15 protein-coding genes and 3 pseudogenes are annotated in these 15,792 nt (G+C 44.9%); 14 read left to right on the top strand and 4 right to left on the bottom strand.

The features are described from left to right. Positions 1-16: 16 nt before the first annotated feature. Together PAV_RS21225 and PAV_RS21220 are read left to right on the top strand one after the other, a co-directional pair. Positions 17-691 carry a response regulator transcription factor gene (locus PAV_RS21225; protein ID WP_005549717.1) on the top strand — a complete coding sequence of 225 codons (675 nt, stop codon included), beginning with the start codon at positions 17-19 and terminating at the stop codon, positions 689-691. After that, positions 688-1,820: pseudogene (locus PAV_RS21220) on the top strand (HAMP domain-containing sensor histidine kinase). Before PAV_RS21225 ends, PAV_RS21220 begins: the two are co-directional and overlap by 4 nt. Here the strand turns inward: PAV_RS21220 and PAV_RS21215 are convergent. Continuing rightward, entirely contained in the window at positions 1,809-2,378 is a 570-nt protein-coding gene (locus PAV_RS21215; RefSeq protein ID WP_005549714.1) for a DUF1572 family protein, read from the bottom strand. The pseudogene PAV_RS21220 and the gene PAV_RS21215 sit on opposite strands and share 12 nt — an antisense overlap. A gap of 245 nt (positions 2,379-2,623) precedes the next feature. On the opposite strand from PAV_RS21215, the gene PAV_RS21210 reads away from it, so the two are divergent. The 10 genes and pseudogenes from PAV_RS21210 (at position 2,624) to PAV_RS21165 (ending at position 11,764) form a co-directional block, all read left to right on the top strand. Next, on the top strand, positions 2,624-2,842 hold the full coding sequence (locus PAV_RS21210) for a hypothetical protein (protein ID WP_005549712.1): 219 nt from the start codon (positions 2,624-2,626) through the stop codon (positions 2,840-2,842). A 188-nt stretch (positions 2,843-3,030) separates the two neighbouring features. After that, the gene (locus PAV_RS21205) at positions 3,031-4,230 is read left to right on the top strand and encodes a phosphoenolpyruvate hydrolase family protein (protein ID WP_005549710.1); all 1,200 of its coding nucleotides are present in this window, start codon (positions 3,031-3,033) and stop codon (positions 4,228-4,230) included. A 108-nt stretch (positions 4,231-4,338) separates the two neighbouring features. Next, positions 4,339-5,582 (top strand): annotated as a pseudogene (locus PAV_RS21200) (Tm-1-like ATP-binding domain-containing protein). Then, positions 5,579-6,412, top strand: coding sequence for a phosphoenolpyruvate hydrolase family protein (locus tag PAV_RS21195; RefSeq protein ID WP_005549707.1), 834 nt, complete (start codon positions 5,579-5,581; stop codon positions 6,410-6,412). Before PAV_RS21200 ends, PAV_RS21195 begins: the two are co-directional and overlap by 4 nt. Before the next feature lie 424 nt (positions 6,413-6,836). After that, positions 6,837-7,370 (top strand): GrpB family protein, encoded by a 534-nt coding sequence (locus PAV_RS21190; RefSeq protein WP_005549706.1) that lies wholly within the window; start codon positions 6,837-6,839, stop codon positions 7,368-7,370. A gap of 100 nt (positions 7,371-7,470) precedes the next feature. Continuing rightward, positions 7,471-8,292: a GNAT family N-acetyltransferase gene (locus PAV_RS21185; protein ID WP_005549705.1), complete on the top strand. Its 822-nt coding sequence runs from the start codon at positions 7,471-7,473 to the stop codon at positions 8,290-8,292. A 47-nt stretch (positions 8,293-8,339) separates the two neighbouring features. Next, a complete protein-coding gene (locus PAV_RS21180) occupies positions 8,340-9,014 on the top strand; it encodes a carboxylesterase family protein (protein WP_005549704.1) in 675 nt (224 codons plus the stop codon). 442 nt (positions 9,015-9,456) lie between these two features. Beyond that, entirely contained in the window at positions 9,457-10,260 is an 804-nt protein-coding gene (locus PAV_RS21175; RefSeq protein ID WP_005549702.1) for an AAC(3) family N-acetyltransferase, read from the top strand. 253 nt (positions 10,261-10,513) lie between these two features. Continuing rightward, on the top strand, positions 10,514-11,152 hold the full coding sequence (locus PAV_RS21170; protein ID WP_005549701.1) for a histidine phosphatase family protein: 639 nt from the start codon (positions 10,514-10,516) through the stop codon (positions 11,150-11,152). 60 nt (positions 11,153-11,212) lie between these two features. Further along, positions 11,213-11,764 (top strand): GNAT family N-acetyltransferase, encoded by a 552-nt coding sequence (locus PAV_RS21165; RefSeq protein WP_040736473.1) that lies wholly within the window; start codon positions 11,213-11,215, stop codon positions 11,762-11,764. Between the two features lie 279 nt (positions 11,765-12,043). Here PAV_RS21165 and PAV_RS32560 read toward each other — a convergent pair whose 3' ends face one another. Both PAV_RS32560 and PAV_RS37725 read right to left on the bottom strand, forming a co-directional pair. Continuing rightward, on the bottom strand, positions 12,044-12,337 hold the full coding sequence (locus tag PAV_RS32560; protein WP_005549697.1) for a helix-turn-helix domain-containing protein: 294 nt from the start codon (positions 12,335-12,337) through the stop codon (positions 12,044-12,046). A gap of 30 nt (positions 12,338-12,367) precedes the next feature. Next, positions 12,368-12,550 (bottom strand): annotated as a pseudogene (locus PAV_RS37725) (PAS domain-containing protein); the annotation flags it as partial. A gap of 175 nt (positions 12,551-12,725) precedes the next feature. Between PAV_RS37725 and PAV_RS21155 the strand changes: the two are divergent. Then, complete coding sequence (locus PAV_RS21155; protein WP_202950506.1) at positions 12,726-14,126, top strand: transposase; 1,401 nt, start codon at positions 12,726-12,728, stop codon at positions 14,124-14,126. Here PAV_RS21155 and PAV_RS21150 read toward each other — a convergent pair. Further along, positions 14,123-14,323: a PAS domain-containing protein gene (locus PAV_RS21150; protein WP_005549695.1), complete on the bottom strand. Its 201-nt coding sequence runs from the start codon at positions 14,321-14,323 to the stop codon at positions 14,123-14,125. The genes PAV_RS21155 and PAV_RS21150 overlap by 4 nt on opposite strands. An 848-nt stretch (positions 14,324-15,171) precedes the next feature. Here PAV_RS21150 and PAV_RS21145 point away from each other — a divergent pair. After that, positions 15,172-15,792: a serine dehydratase beta chain gene (locus PAV_RS21145; protein ID WP_005549693.1), complete on the top strand. Its 621-nt coding sequence runs from the start codon at positions 15,172-15,174 to the stop codon at positions 15,790-15,792.

The raw sequence follows: 15,792 nt of genomic DNA, 5'->3' as shown, positions 1-15,792 counted from the left end.
AGGCGGCGTAGGCAAGATGGCAACTATACTCGTCGTAGACGATGATCCGCATATTCGCAAGCTAGTCACCGTATTTTTGCAAAAGGAGGGCTTCAGAACGATTGAAGCCCCCGATGGTGTTGAAGCGCTGAACCAAATGGAGGTCAATAAGGTCGACTTGGTCGTGCTTGATATTATGATGCCGAACATGGATGGGTGGGAGTTATGCCGGGAACTAAGGGCGCTGTATGATATTCCGCTTCTCATGTTGACGGCTAAGGGTGACACGTCGCAGAAGGTGAAAGGCTTCAATCTTGGTACGGATGATTATTTAGTGAAGCCGTTCGATCCGTTGGAACTGGTTGTGCGTGTAAAGGCGCTGCTCAAGCGGTATCAAATTGCTGTATCCAAGCTTGTCCAATTTGGCCGGATTGCGATGGATCAGCATACATTCGAGGTTATATTGGGAGATGCGAAGATTCCGCTGCCGATGAAGGAATTTGAGCTGTTGTTCAAGCTAGGCGGTTATCCGGGCAAGACCTTCTCCAGAGAACAACTGATTGAGGATATATGGGGCTTTGACTTTGAAGGCAACGAGCGAACGCTCGATGTCCATATCAATCGCTTGCGAGAGAAATTTCCAGAGCAGGAGTATGGCTTCAAGATTAAGACGATCCGTGGACTAGGCTATCGGCTAGAGGTGCTCGAATGACCCTTCGTAAGCGATATGCAGCCTTTAAGCTGACAAAAACAGGTCGGGTTCTGAAATTTATTACAGGGATCGGTACTATATTACTGATCATTTTGGGAGTTTGGTCATTGTCCTATTTCATTAATCCGTATCTGATGAATTGGCTGGGGTGGAGACGGGACAGCTATTGGGCCTTTCTCGTTTTATGTGTGATGGGCGTGCTATTTTTCATCATGGTTCTTGCGATTATGTTCCCATTTATGCGTATGAAGCATGTTAAATTTTATCAATTGATTCTTGATGCGCTAAAAAAAATTCCCAAGGAAACTTTGACGTCAGTATCCCGATGCATGAGGATTTCCGAGATGAATACGGCTCCCTCGTCGAGGGGATTGACCAAATGGCGGATAGCTTAGGGGTAATGGAGCAGATGCGACAGGAATTTATATCGAATGTGTCACATGAGATTCAATCGCCGCTAACTTCAATTCGCGGGTTTGCCCGTGCTTTGCAAAGTGAGGAGATAAGCGAGGAAGAGCGGCAAAATTACCTGCAAATCATTGAAATGGAAACGATGAGGCTCTCCAAGCTTAGTGAGAACCTGCTGAAGCTAACCTCACTGGAATCAGAGCATCATCCAATGGAGCTGAAAAGCTATCGCTTGGATCAGCAGCTTCGCAATATTGCGCTCGTCAGTGAGCCGCAATGGCTGGAAAAGAAAATTGAGCTGGATCTGAATCTGGACAAAATCGAGATTGTTGCAAATCAAGAAATGCTGAGTCAAGTATGGATGAATCTTGTACACAATGCGATCAAGTTTACACCTGAGGGTGGTTCGATTCATATTGAAGCGCATCAGATGGGGCATATCGTGGAGGTAAATGTTGCGGATAGTGGTATCGGAATTGATGAAGCGCATATCCCACATCTGTTTGAACGATTTTTCAAGGCAGATGCATCACGGAACCGTGCCGCCGGGGGCAATGGGCTGGGACTATCTATCGTGCAGAAAATTGTTCAGCTTCACCATGGGGTGATTGACGTTACAAGTGTAAAGGGGGAGGGAGCAACGTTCTCAGTCAAGCTTCCCTTGGATGCTTCCGTCCAATCTGTGACCCGAAATGAAGACAGCGCCGTTTCACAAAATTAGGGTGAGCGGCGCTTTTGTTTTTATGGATGTTAGACGGTATGTGTCATTGTTTTTTCTCGGTATAGAAAGCGTGCTCCATTCCTCAGATTTCAACTGCTTAGCTGTATATACAATCTGACCTACATGGTAGGCGTAATGGGACATTTGTCGTTCAATAGCTTCGATGACGGTATGCGGCTGTTGGCGTATTGTAATTGTTTTGGTAAGATCGTCTGCTGTTAGCGAATGAAGCGTATCCAGAAAAACCCTCCACCCTTGATTCCACACGTCCAGCAGCGATTCCCGGCTTCTCATGCTGCCCTCGAATTCTCCGTCGCGATCCCGATTCTGTTTCTCCCCGTCAGTTGTGAGGAAATCGGTCCACCGTGAGATCATATTGCCGCTCATATGCTGCACGATCACGGCAATGCTGTTCGATTCCTCGTTGTAAGACCAGTTCCACTCATTTTCGTTTAACTGCTCAAACGTTCGTTCAGCCATCTTTTTCAACTCGACAAATCTCTCAGTTACGACATGGAGATAATGGTTGGCGATAGAGATTTCCGCCTGGGTCATCATCGAAAACTCCTCCTTTATCTGTCTGAGATCTTAGGTATAATACTCATAGGTGAGAATTTCCTTGTTTCCTTATGTTGGTAGTGCTTACTCGTATTATGCACCTTAAATGGGTTGTGGGCAATGAGGAGGAGTAAATTTTTGAATCACGAGTTCTGTAATGAAAATAAATGTGACCATATTAGTAGTGACCATAGAGAATGTTTTGAAAAAAGGACGGAACGGCGGATTGTTAGGAGGTTATGTGAATGGAGAAGAGAATCCAGCGGCGTTTTTATGCTGTGCTTACATGTTGTATCGTATTCTGTATATCTGCAATCCTTATGGTGAGTGAATATAGAGGCGGTAAAGAGATGCTGTCGGAAACGATGTTCGTTGCGAGCGTATCCCTCTTTTTAGCGATGGGCAATACGGCAGCTCTGCTCAGTTTGCTTGCACAGCGGCGGACAATGAGGAAAACGGAATAAGATGATTTCAGCAGCTTACTAATTTCTTTGTAAGCTGCTTTTTTATGTAATGAACAGTTTTTTGCGATATCCTCAGAGAAATCAGATGAAATTCGACCCGTCGCATGTAGAATGTTATGATATTCACAATAAGATGGATTACATAAGCAGCCAGGGATGTTCAGTAGTTTAGAAGGAGGTGCACCATCGTGTATTTTGACCGCGAAACGATACGAAATAGATTGCACGCCCAGTTAACATCGAATGGGCATATTATTGGCGTTGCAGCGGGAGCGGGGATATCTGCAAGATATGCGGTTAAGGGTGGCGCTGATTTCATCTTGGCCTTGAATTCGGGTCGCTTCAGACAGATGGGACTGAGCTCATTAGGGGGACTTTTGCCTTTCGGCAATTGCAATGAGATGGTTATGGAATTTGGCTCGAAGGAAATTGTACCGCTCGTGAGAGAGGTGCCGGTATTATTCGGCTTATGCGCGACGGATCCAACCATACAATTAGAAGCCTATATACAAGAAATACGCGATAAAGGATTTTCAGGGATTAATAATTATCCGACTGTAGGACTGATTGGCGGCGTGTACGGGGAGGCGCTTCAGGAAGAGGGGATTGGCTTCGATGCAGAAGTGGAGGCTATTCGGATTGCGAGCAGTATGGGAATGTTCACGATTGCGTTCGTGTTCAATCGGGAGCAGGCGTGTCAGATGGCGGATGCGGGAGCGGATGTGATCTGCGCGCACTTAGGATTTACCAAGGGCGGCATATTGGGTGCGGCGAAGGTGCTCTCCTTGAAGGCAGCTGCAGAATTAGCGTCAGATATTTTCAAAGCTTGCCAAGATAGTAATCCCCATGTATTCAAAATGATATATGGCGGTCCTGTCAATACGCCGACAGATGTGAAGTACATGTATGACAATACAGGGGCGGTTGGTTACCTGGGAGGATCATCCTTCGAACGAATCCCATCGGAGGCTGCAATTACGAAGACAGCGATTGATTTCAAGGAAGTGGGGCTAACAGAGCAGGACAAGCTGCTGCATAAAATGCTGGAGGGTGTGACGAAACATTACGATTACGTACAGTTCGTGAAGGAATACGTGGAGACGAATTATAGGAATGACATCTCGTTTGCGGAGCTGGCACAGGTTGCGCACATTTCAAGAACACATCTCAGTCATTTGTTCAAAAAAGAAGTCGGATGCACATTCCCGGAGTACCTGACACGATTCCGAATCAATAAGGCGATCGAGCTTATGAAGGAGAGTGAGTTGGAACTGTCAGAGCTCTCTAGTCTGGTCGGCTACAATGATTACGCACATTTCAGCAAAACGTTTAAAAAGAAGACAGGGAAATCCCCGAGAGAATACCAACGACAATACAAAAACACATGAATATCGTACAAATACACATGTATCCGAACAGGATTCAGCCTATACTTGAATGGTAAGCCGGCTTAGATAGTAGTTCATATACTTCCACTTGATAAGGAGGTTGTTATATTGAAAACGGTTGCGATAGTCGGTACGTTCGACTCCAAAGGTAAAGAGTTTCTATTCGTAAAGGACATTTTGCAAGGCCTTGGGTTGAATACGCTTACGATTCACAGCGGAGTATTTGATCCGATGTTCGTTCCGGACGTGTCAAATGAGGAGGTCGCTCAGGAGGTGCAAGCGGACATCCATGAGATTGCCTCCCAAAAAATCGTGCCTTGGCAACAGAGGTATTGGCCAAAGGGATGGAAAAGTTGATTCCTCGCCTTTATCGGGAAGGCAAGTTCGACGGTATTCTCTCCTTCGGCGGCTCAGGAGGAACATCCATAGTCACCCCAGGAATGAGAGCGCTGCCAATCGGAGTGCCGAAGATCATGGTGTCGACGGTTGCATCAGGCAACGTATCCCAATATGTGGGGACAAGTGATATTATGATGTACCCATCAATCGTCGACGTATCAGGCTTGAACTCGATTTCTACCCGCATATTTACGAATGCAGCATTGGCGATTGCAGGCATGGTGAAGGAAGAGACTGCGATTGATGTAGAAAAGAAGCCGCTTGTTGCAGCAACCATGTTCGGCGTTACCACGCCATGTGTCAATCAAGCTAGGGAATACTTGGAGCAGCAGGGTTATGAGGTTATTGTATTCCATGCGACAGGTGCTGGCGGCAAAACGATGGAACGACTGATCGAATCCAACTATTTTGAAGGTGTTCTGGATTTAACTACGACTGAATGGTGCGACGAATTGGTTGGAGGCGTGCTGAACGCTGGGCCGCATCGGCTGGAAGCGGCTGCGCGTGCACAAGTGCCGCAGGTCGTATCAACAGGAGCGCTGGATATGGTGAACTTCGGGCCGTTCGATACGGTGCCGGAGCGGTTCCAGAATCGGAATTTTTACAAGCATAATCCGTCCGTCACGCTCATGCGAACTACGGTTGAGGAAAACATACTACTCGGCAAAATCCTTGCAGAGAAGCTGAATCAGGCGACTGCACCAACGGTGTTGATGCTGCCCTTGAAGGGAGTATCTGCACTGGATGTAGAGGGCCAGCCGTTCTATGGACCGGCGGAGGATGAGGCGCTATTTAACACCATTCGAACTCATATCAATAAGGACGCTGTAGAGCTTATCGAGCTCGATAGCGACATTAACGATGCAAATTTTGCCGTAGCAGCAGCTCAGAAGCTAATCGAGCTTATGAAGTACAGCACCAACAAGAACAGCAACAAGGAGGAAGTAAAATGAAACAATCTCGCCAAGACATGATCAACAAACTCAAACAACAAGTTGCGAAAGGTGAAATGATTCTAGGAGCAGGAGCAGGAACAGGAATATCCGCTAAAAGCGGTGAAGCAGGTGGAGTAGACCTTATCATTATTTACAATTCGGGTCGGTATCGCATGGCTGGACGGGGCTCACTGGCAGGGCTTCTCCCGTATGGCGATGCCAATAAGATTGTTGTCGATATGGGTGCAGAGGTATTGCCTGTAGTAAAGAACACACCTGTGCTGGCAGGTGTATGCGGTACAGATCCGTTTCGCATCATGGAAGTGTTCTTGAAGCAGTTGAAGGAACAGGGATTTGCTGGTGTGCAAAACTTCCCGACTGTCGGCTTGATCGACGGCGTATTCAGAGCAAACCTCGAAGAAACTGGCATGGGCTATGACCTTGAGGTAGAAATGATTCGCCAAGCACACGAGCTCGATATGCTGACCACTCCGTATGTATTTGATGAGGAGCAGGCGATTAAGATGGCAAAAGCGGGAGCAGACATCTTGGTTGCACATATGGGCTTGACGACGAAAGGGACTATCGGAGCGAAGACAGCGTTGACGCTTGAGGATTGCGCGAAACGAGTACAAGCGATTGCGGATGCCGGCCGTTCCATCAATCCGGATCTTCTGGTCATTTGCCACGGTGGTCCGATCGCGGATCCTGAAGATGCACAATACATTTTCGAGCATACGACTGGCATTGATGGATTCTTCGGTGCATCGAGCATTGAGCGGTTTGCAGCTGAGGTTGGAATTAGACAGCAAGCGGAAGCGTTCAAAAATGTAAAGCTAAAGGCATAATATATCACTTGAAAGAGAGGGGAGCCGAATTAAGGCTCTCCTTTTTTGTGCGTATCGGGAAATACGCCTCTATTTGCTCATTGCTCCATTATCCCTTTGGCTCAGACTGTGCATTGGGAGGTCAAGCATCACCGCTGAGCAATACAGCAGGTCCGATGCTTCGAGATGGGTTAACTGACGTCCTGTCCAATGCCAAGGACAGTGCTTTGCCATACCGATTTGAACCGAACACGCTGTTGTAAAGAAAATGGCAATTCATTTCCGGACATGAGGCTGTAGGTTGGGGGGGAGGCGAAGCAAAAAGAGGAAATGGTAGACAGGTGGAGAAAAAACTACACTCGGAACAAATTGAGGGCAGTTAAGCCGTACAGTCTTTGGGGTGAGCAGCATTGGGCAAAAAGTCAAAGCATAGAGAGGTGACGACATGGAACAAGTCATCATTGATGCATATAATCCAGAATGGATAAAGAGGTACGAAGAAGAGCGAGATAAGATTCGGGAAGCAGTGTCAGCGATTTGTATAGCTGTAGAGCATATCGGCAGCACATCCGTTCCGGGGCTTGGTGCCAAGCCTGTTATTGATATGATGCTCGGGGTACGAGAAATAGCGGACGTCAAGCATGAGCATAAGGAACGACTGCAAGCGATCGGATATGAGTATGTACATAAGCCAGAATTTCCAGAGAGGCTGTTCTTCCGCAGAGGGAAGTGGAGAGCTGGCACGGAGCATTTGCATGTGTATCAATATGCAGGAGAGATGTGGCAGAACCATATTCGCTTCCGAAATTATTTGCGCAGTCATCCAGCGACCAAAGAGCAATATGTCCAACTGAAGCATGCTCTGGCGGCTAAATTCCCGCATGATCGTGTTCATTACACGGCTGGCAAGGTCGCATTTATCCGAGAAATTATGAGTAAGGCGCACGAGGAACAGGTCAACGAGGAAGGGAAAGTTTGATTTGTATTGTTTTTTCACAAGCGATCGACCGCATGGACGCGATATATTCAAGGTATGCGTTGTTAGGAATGTATCATTTCCAACGGGAGGAAGAAGAAGTATGATAGTTGAGCTGGAACGCGATCAATTTTATAAATGTACAGATCTTGTAAATTGCACAATGATGCTGGAGTCGAAGGCAATCGTAGCAGGCAACAATCCTGGCAGAATATTTGTCGATCATGCGGACACGCCGAAGTCCGCTTTAATATGGCAGGGCAATTTAGACGGTTTTTTATTTGTTGGTGACGCTAGTAATTCGTCCTTCAATAGGGGCATAAAAGTTTATATGGATGAAGTAATACGTGAAGAAGCACTTAAATTAGGGCTCAAGTGGGCGGAATGCATTGGCACTCATCCGAGTTGGAATACAGCGATTGAGCAAATGTTTGCAGATCGGGAACTGTCCTCATGGATATCTTATGTACGATCTCTAATGTTGCCGGATTATAAGCATAAAGCGATCCAATTGCCTGACGGTGAATATGAGATTGTTCAGGTTTCGAAGGAGCTGCTGCAAAATAAGAGCATCCTGAACCATTCATTTCTTGAATCAAGAGTATTGGACTATTGGGAATCTACGGAACGGTTTCTACAAGACGGCGGTGGATTTTGTGTGATGCACAATCATTCTGTCGCAAGTTTGTGTATTACCGGCTTTCGATACCGTCATATTCATGCGCTAGGAATTGTCACAATTGACCAGTATCGTGGCCGTAAGCTCGCGCAGATTGCAGTTCGTACCTATGTGGAGCATTTATTTTCCCAGGGGCAATGCATATGCTGGGACTGTACAGCATCGAATAAGCCATCGAATGCAATTGCAGAGCGAATCGGGTTCCAAAGAGAAATGAGTTACAGAGGCTATAGATATAAATTTTAATAGGCAACGTGTTCCCTATTATGTAAACCGAGGAGGGAGAATTGTTGATGAATCAAGTCCAGCACAGACTGCAGCGTGAAATCAGAAAGCAGGTAGATATTCATTACTTGTTGTACCTGCCTGATAAGTATGGTGACGATAAGTCAGTGAAGTGGCCATTGCTTTTATTCTTGCATGGTGCAGGGGAAAGAGAGAACGATATTAAGCTGGTCAAGCGGCACGGACCTCCGTACTTGATTGACAACGGCAAGGCATTTCCTTTTGTTATCGTGTCACCCCAATGTCCGCAAAATTCGATGTGGGAAATGGAGACAGACGCTGTCATTGCCATGTTGGATGAATTGATTGCAACACACAACATTGATGAAAGTAAAGTATATGTCACAGGCCTAAGTATGGGGGGCTCCGGGGCATGGAACCTGGCAGCTGATTATCCGAATAAATTCGCTGCTATAGCTCCGATATGCAGTGGCGGAAATCTCGAAAAGAGCAAGCAACTTAAACATACGCCGATATGGGCATTCCATGGAGAAAATGACGATGTTACTCCGGTTAAACAGGCGCAAGAGATGGTAAAAGCAGTCGAAGCAAGTGGCGGCAGTGCGAAACTTACCGTATATCCGAATACGAAACACAACTCGTGGACGAAAACTTATAATAATCCAGAATTATATCAATGGTTATTAAGCCATTCCAAGCCTGCGAATAAAACGAATTCATAATTCATCGACCATGAGTGATCTCTTTCGGCTGTAGGATTATTTCGAAGACAAGACTTCTATAAAGGAGTGAGACCATGTCAAAGGAAGTTAATCTTAAAGACCTTGAACAGCGCTTAGTCATTCAATTTATTAGTGCTGGAGCAAGCAGCATGAACTAGATGTAAGAAGATTGAATCATGGATGACGAATATTAGAGCAAGCAGGCAACGAAGCACCGCTGATGCATAATTATTCACCGAGAAAGCGGTCATTTTGCTACGATATGTATCATTTATTAGAGCTTGTGTAGAATAACGGTTTTCAAACGAGCCCAGGGGGCAACCGTTTCATATTAAAAAATGTCTCCTATTACTTACTCGTACTAGAGGCGGATAGCAAATGGAAGATAGTATTATTATATCCGAACGCCTAATCAACAATATAGAGATAAGGTGGAGTTAAAATGGAAGTCATGAGCGGGGAACTAATTACGATCGGTACGTTAATCAAAGATTTAGAGGCATTAGGCGTGCAGCCGGGAATGAATCTTTTGCTGCACTCCTCTATGAAATCATTAGGCGGTTGGGTAGCGGGCGGCGCGTCAGCTGTCATATTGGCGCTAGAAGAACGGCTGGGTGAGCAGGGAACTCTTGTCATGCCTACACATACTGTGGATTTATCAGATCCATCGACATGGCGATGCCCACCAGTTCAGGAATCTTGGTGGGAACCGATTCGGGAACATATGCCAGCATTTGATAGTGCGTTTACACCGTGCTTGGAAATGGGGCTTATACCGGAGCTTTTTCGGAAGCAGGGCGGGGTTGTGCGGAGCTGCCATCCACAGGTTTCCTTTGCTGCATGGGGATCGAACCAGGAGCGGATCATTGCGAATCACAGTCTCAATTACAGTTTGGGTGAGCAGTCTCCATTAGCTAGGCTGTATGAGCTCAATGGTTGTGTCATGCTGCTGGGCGTTGGGCATCGCAATAACACGTCTATTCATTTGGCAGAGTATCGTGCTAACTATACAGGCAAGCAGGTTATAAATTCGAAAGCCCCCATGTTAGTAGACGGTGTAAAATCATGGGTAGCGTATCAAGATGTAGACTTCAATACCGATGACTTTGAAAAGCTTGGGGCTGATTTTGCCCGTGATACTGGTTATGTGCGCAGCGGGAAAATAGCAAATGCAGATGCATTGCTAATGCCTGTCCGAGAGCTCGTTGATTATGCCGTTCAGTGGATGGAGGAAAATCGTCGCTGAGCGAGCGAACAAGCTTGTTGTACCTCCTAACAACGAATTTGTAACCTCTTATGCTGCACTCATATGTATAATAATGGAATGACTTGTGAATAGCCCGATCCAGGATAATGAATATCTCAGATCGGGTTATGCTATATTTCTGCCAGATTACTGTCGTACCGATTTCGATATGCATTGGGTATACGGCCGATGTAGCTTTATTTGGAAAAAGGAATTTTTGAGCAAGTAACTGCTTACGAATAGGAGTGATCTCATGAGTAAGAAGACGACATTATATATTGTCCGCCACGGGGAAACGGAATGGAACGTTGAACGACGCATGCAGGGTCATATGGATTCGCCATTAACAACGCTTGGAGTCAGTCAGGCACAATGGCTAGGTGAAGCGATGAAGGATACCCCGATTGATTGCATTTATGCCAGCAGCAGCGGCAGAACAGATATGACGGCACGGCTCATTCGCGGGGAGCGGGATATCCCGATGATCAGCAGTGATGCACTGAAGGAATTACATTTGGGAGATTGGGAAGGCCAGCTTGCAGCGGTGCTGGAGCGCACCTATCCAGAGCAGTTTGAAGCATTCTGGTATGAGCCGGCTGCGTACAAGTCGGAGAATGGCGAAACGTTCGAAGAGCTTCGCAATCGGGTACTGCCTTACGTTCAATCTATTATTGCTGACAATCCAGGCAAATCGATTCTAGTAGTTACACATACTGTGGTCGTCAAAACGCTCATGGCCTACTTTGAGCATCGTCTGTCCGAGGCACTTTGGGATCCGCCATATATTCAGCCCGCAAGTTTAAGTCAGGTAGAGATTGAGCTAGAAGGGGAAAAGGTCGTCATTGTGCGGCACGGAGATACGAGTCACTATAAAACTATCTTGCAAGATTAAATATTTTGTCTATTTCAAATTTAAGCAAAGGCAAAGACGGTGAAGCATAATGCACAATTCATGCAAAGGTATAACCGGAAAAGAATATACTTGCGTCCATTTTCAGGCGATGATGTGGAATGGTACTATGAGGCGATGCTCTTAACGGAGTCAAGCCGATTGACAGGTACGAAGAAGTTGTTTTCTAAAGAAGTTCTGCAGAGCTATTTGGAGCGAATCGCATCGGATGGCGAACGAATTCAATTTGTTATAGCGCTGCAGGATGATGACAGGCCAATCGGAGAAATTGCGATTATGGATATGGATTCATCGAATCGGAGCGGCCACGTACGCATTGCGATATTTGCGGAAGAGGACTGTGGACAAGGATACGGTTCAGAGGCGATGATTCTCATGTTGGATTATGGCTTTGGAATGATGAACCTCAATCGAATTGAATTGGTTGTATTTTCATACAATGCAAGAGCGGTTCGAGCGTATGAAAAAATTGGATTCGTTCAAGAAGGAGTTCAGCGAGAGGCGCTGTACTACAATCACAAATACCACGATTCAATTATGATGAGTATGCTGGCACGTGAATATCGGGAGAGATATTGTAACTCAGCAAAGTAAGTTAATTTGAAGCACTATTGATATCATGAGGTCGATCAGAGATTATAGTGAGATTATAGCTGTAATAGGAAGACGACTATTTTCCCATAAATAGAATAATAGTCGTCTTTTGTTTCGCTCTATTTTAATTTGGTTTAGGAAAACGAAAGTGCTTCAGTGGCCTCAGATTGATCCAAGGCTTTTATTCGTTTCTTAATCTCCTCTTTTCAAACTACTGTGGTCCATTTTTAGATTACTAGAAACAGTATTGCTCGATTTATTGTTTTGGTTCGATTGGGGCTACTTGTCGTTGCGAGATATCATTTGATGATAACGATACACACTTGATTCCGACATTCCCATTATTTCAGCAACTTCATTTATTGTACCTTTAACTTCAAATACCCCATATTCTTTTAATTTTAAAATAGCAAGTTTCTTTTGTTCAGGTGATAACTGAGCGCCGGATTCTAATATATCTTTATCTATTACTGCATAGATGATATTACGAATATTATCGGTAAGTTTCTCAATAGGTTGTTCCTGGTCAGTTTCCTGTTCAATTAGTTCTATATCTGAACTTAGATTGGCCAATTTTAATATATCCTTTGCAACTTTCCTATAGGCATCCGCATCAAAATTTATACATAAAAGACCTTGTAATTGACCTTCACGATCTTTTATAAATAAAGTTGATGAACGGAATTTTTTACCTCTTGGTCCTTCTCCAATATAATCTACAACATAATCCTTATTTAAATATACTTTTTCGTTGATTAATTTTTTTGCATAGTCAGTTCTGGACAGTTAAAAGTTCTCGTTGAAAATGATCGCATAGAAAAATAACCCAATCGGACGAATCTGTGGTATCCTTACGGTTCCTAAGTCAGAAAGGAGATCAGATCGCAGAAAGGGTTACTCTGTTAGTTTACCCGATTTCGTCGCGACCGACCATACCATGTTGAAATTTATAAATGAGATTTTGTCTGCCTTTCGTGCTTGTTTCTCGCGCGCCGCCGCCTTCGAGTGGTTCGTAGTCATCGTTGTCGGTTTGATGGTCCGTTCCGATCATCTCGGTGTCACTTCCATCGTCCGGGATCTGACGCTCGATCCGCGTCATTATGAATCGATGCTTCATTTCTTTCGTTCCTCCGCATGGTCATTGGATTCAATGCGGCTTGCTTGGCAGGGAGTCGTTAACCGCTCGGCCCCGCTTATGCGCGTGCGCGGAAGGGTTGTGTTCGTCGGCGACGGCGTGAAGCAGGCCAAGGAAGGACGGCATATGCCGGGCGTGAAGAAGCTGCATCAGGAATCCGAAAATGTCTCCAAGGGCGAATACATCTTCGGTCATCTGTTTGGCGCCATCGGCATTCTGGCGGGCACACGGCACAAGTGGTTCTGCCTGCCCTTGTTCATAAACTTGCAGGACGGTGTGAAAGCCATCTTCAACTGGACGGGCGATGCTGAGCAGCGCCATGGCTCCCATGTTGTGCAGCTGATCGAGCAGGCCTTCGTCGCCGCGCGTACCTTCGGCGGAGCGTTGCTCCTGCTGGACCGGTATTTCCTGTCCATCCCCGCGCTGCAGCGGCTGGCCGAAGGCAATGGATCCATGCACATCGTTACGAAAGCCAAAATGAATGCAGTTGCCTACGAAAAGCCTGCACCGAAGAAGTCGGGGCCCGGTCGTCCGCCGAAGAAAGGCAAGATGCTGAAGCTGGCTGAGTTGTTCCAAACGCGCGCAGCCGATTTTCAAACCGCCACCGTGACTCTCTACGGCAAGGAAGAGATCGTTTCCTTCCTGTGCCTGGATTTGTTATGGGGGCAAGGCCTCTACCAGAAACTGCGCTTTGTTCTCGTTCGACACGGTGACCGCCTTGCCATTCTCGTCAGTACCGATCTGTCGCTTACGGCCGCGGAGATCGTCGAATTGTACGGCTACCGGTTCAAGATCGAATGTACGTTTCGGGAAATGAAGCAAGTGATCGGCGCATTCGGCTATCGCTTCTGGAGCGCATCGATGCCCAAGCTGAATCGTTACCGCCGCAAAGGCGAAAGCGATCCGCTGGAGCAAGTGAAGAGCGAGTCGGATCGGCATCGGATTCGGTTGACCCTTCAGGCCGTCGAAGGCTTCGTGATGTGCAGCGTCATCGCCACGGGCATCGTGCAGTTGATCGCTTTACGCTTTTCCGGTAAAACGCCTGCGCTGTTCTTCCGCTATTTGCGTACACCGTCCAAGTCCATCGTCTCGGAAGCGACGGTAGCGGCTTATTTGCGCAAGTCGATTTTTCGCCTGTTTGCCCAAAATCCACACTTATCCATAACCCAAATAATTCGTTCCAAGCAAGAAACACCTGATTCTGCTGCCGATTTTCTGGCTTCTTAAGCGTTAGAACTTTTCACTGTCCAGTCAGTTAAAGGGCCATTTAAAGATCTTCCACTTAAGTCTCCATTGACTATGTGACCGATACGAGAGCCCCCATTAGGATTTAAAACATGTAATACAAATTCATAATTAGACCCCAAAATTTCCCCGAAATAATTCATTATATTTTGGTAGTGTCGAAATAGTTCATTATCCATTTAAGTATTCCTCCTTATCCGTTATTCCTGAATTTTATTCACTATGAAATTGCTTGCGAATTCATATTCAATTCCAGGGTTGAGTAAAAATTTATTCATCCCTTTCGATAAAAGATGCGCTTTACTTCTCGTACATGGGTGCATTCTTCTTTTTTCTGCTATAGCCAACCAAACTTCGGTCTTTTAGCGACAAGGATTTCGTTTAATGAAGAAGCCAGCATCCAAAATAGATAACCCTAATATAACTTATAACAAGTTTTGTAGAATTTTAAAAGGGAGAAAAAATTAAATTTGTAATAATAAATTACCATAAAAATAATTTATTATCATTTGTTTGACTTCACGATTATCTATGTGGTACTCTGTCTGTGTAGTAATAAAAAATAATCACTGTAATAAATTATTTCAATTTATTGAGAAGGATTAGAAAATGATCGTTGTTTTGATGGCATTGATTGCAACGATAATTTATCCAAGTATTCAATATCAATTAGTACTAAGAAAGGAATTGATGATTCTTAGTGTTACTTTTGAAAACCCTTACATGGCGCTATTATTCCTTTAGTTAGAATGACACCGGAAAATGAGATTTAGTAATAACTGTTATTAAAGTTTCTGTCGCTGTTGAACCTCTTACTCAAGCTGACATTATCGTAGTCCGGTCCCTACTTTTGAAACAAGTTATTGCAGATTAATTACTGGAATAATTACAACTTATTTTAGATTGGTAATACTAGTAACTGGTACGGCAACTATGGGGAGGAAACTTATATGAACATGAAATTAGTACCTGTTAAAGAAAAAAGGTTGTTAATTACAAAAGTTGTTTTGATGTGATTGGCCCGATTATGATTGGCCCCTCCAGTTCACATACTGCAGGTGCCTTAGCTATTGGAACAGTTGCCAATAAATTATTTCAAGGTCTTCCCAAAAAAGTTGTAGTAAAGTATTATGAATCATTTGCTGAAACCCATAAAGGACACGGAACTGATTTTGCAATTATTGCCGGTATATTAGGATTTGCTGCCGATGATAGTAGGGTACCTGATGCTATTGAAATAGCAGAATCTAAAGGAATTGACATTACATTTTTAGAAGAAGCAGGTGATAGTCCTGCCGGTCATCCGAATACTGCAGATATTTATCTGGAGGATGAAAATCGAAGTATTAGAACAATGGGAACTTCAGTCGGTGGCGGATTAATCGAAATTAAACATATAGAAATTGATGGGTTTAGCTTACATCTTCAAGGGCCATTGCCGGTTATTATAGCGATTTCCGAGAGGGATGACCTTGAATTTATATTACGCAGGATCTTTAAACAATATAATGTGGAAATTAACAATTTTAATAGTTTGGAAAAGTCAGGGAAATATTTATATCAATTTGATGTGGATTCTCAATTATCTAGTGATGTTCAGAAGGAATTGCGAAATTCTAGCAGTGCAGCTAATATCATTATTCTTTAA

Origin of the sequence: Paenibacillus alvei DSM 29 (assembly GCF_000293805.1) — a bacterium.
GTDB classification, from domain to species: domain Bacteria; phylum Bacillota; class Bacilli; order Paenibacillales; family Paenibacillaceae; genus Paenibacillus_B; species Paenibacillus_B alvei.
Note: the sequence above shows the minus strand (reverse complement) of the source record. Positions and strands in the feature narration are given on the sequence as shown.

Coding starts and splice junctions, on each gene's coding strand:
- PAV_RS21225 (WP_005549717.1), top strand. CDS start 17: ATGGCAACTATACTCGTCGTAGACGATGATCCGCATATTCGCAAGCTA.
- PAV_RS21215 (WP_005549714.1), bottom strand. CDS start 2,378: ATGATGACCCAGGCGGAAATCTCTATCGCCAACCATTATCTCCATGTC.
- PAV_RS21210 (WP_005549712.1), top strand. CDS start 2,624: ATGGAGAAGAGAATCCAGCGGCGTTTTTATGCTGTGCTTACATGTTGT.
- PAV_RS21195 (WP_005549707.1), top strand. CDS start 5,579: ATGAAACAATCTCGCCAAGACATGATCAACAAACTCAAACAACAAGTT.
- PAV_RS21190 (WP_005549706.1), top strand. CDS start 6,837: ATGGAACAAGTCATCATTGATGCATATAATCCAGAATGGATAAAGAGG.
- PAV_RS21185 (WP_005549705.1), top strand. CDS start 7,471: ATGATAGTTGAGCTGGAACGCGATCAATTTTATAAATGTACAGATCTT.
- PAV_RS21180 (WP_005549704.1), top strand. CDS start 8,340: ATGAATCAAGTCCAGCACAGACTGCAGCGTGAAATCAGAAAGCAGGTA.
- PAV_RS21175 (WP_005549702.1), top strand. CDS start 9,457: ATGGAAGTCATGAGCGGGGAACTAATTACGATCGGTACGTTAATCAAA.
- PAV_RS21170 (WP_005549701.1), top strand. CDS start 10,514: ATGAGTAAGAAGACGACATTATATATTGTCCGCCACGGGGAAACGGAA.
- PAV_RS21165 (WP_040736473.1), top strand. CDS start 11,213: ATGCAAAGGTATAACCGGAAAAGAATATACTTGCGTCCATTTTCAGGC.
- PAV_RS21150 (WP_005549695.1), bottom strand. CDS start 14,323: ATGGATAATGAACTATTTCGACACTACCAAAATATAATGAATTATTTC.
- PAV_RS21145 (WP_005549693.1), top strand. CDS start 15,172: ATGATTGGCCCCTCCAGTTCACATACTGCAGGTGCCTTAGCTATTGGA.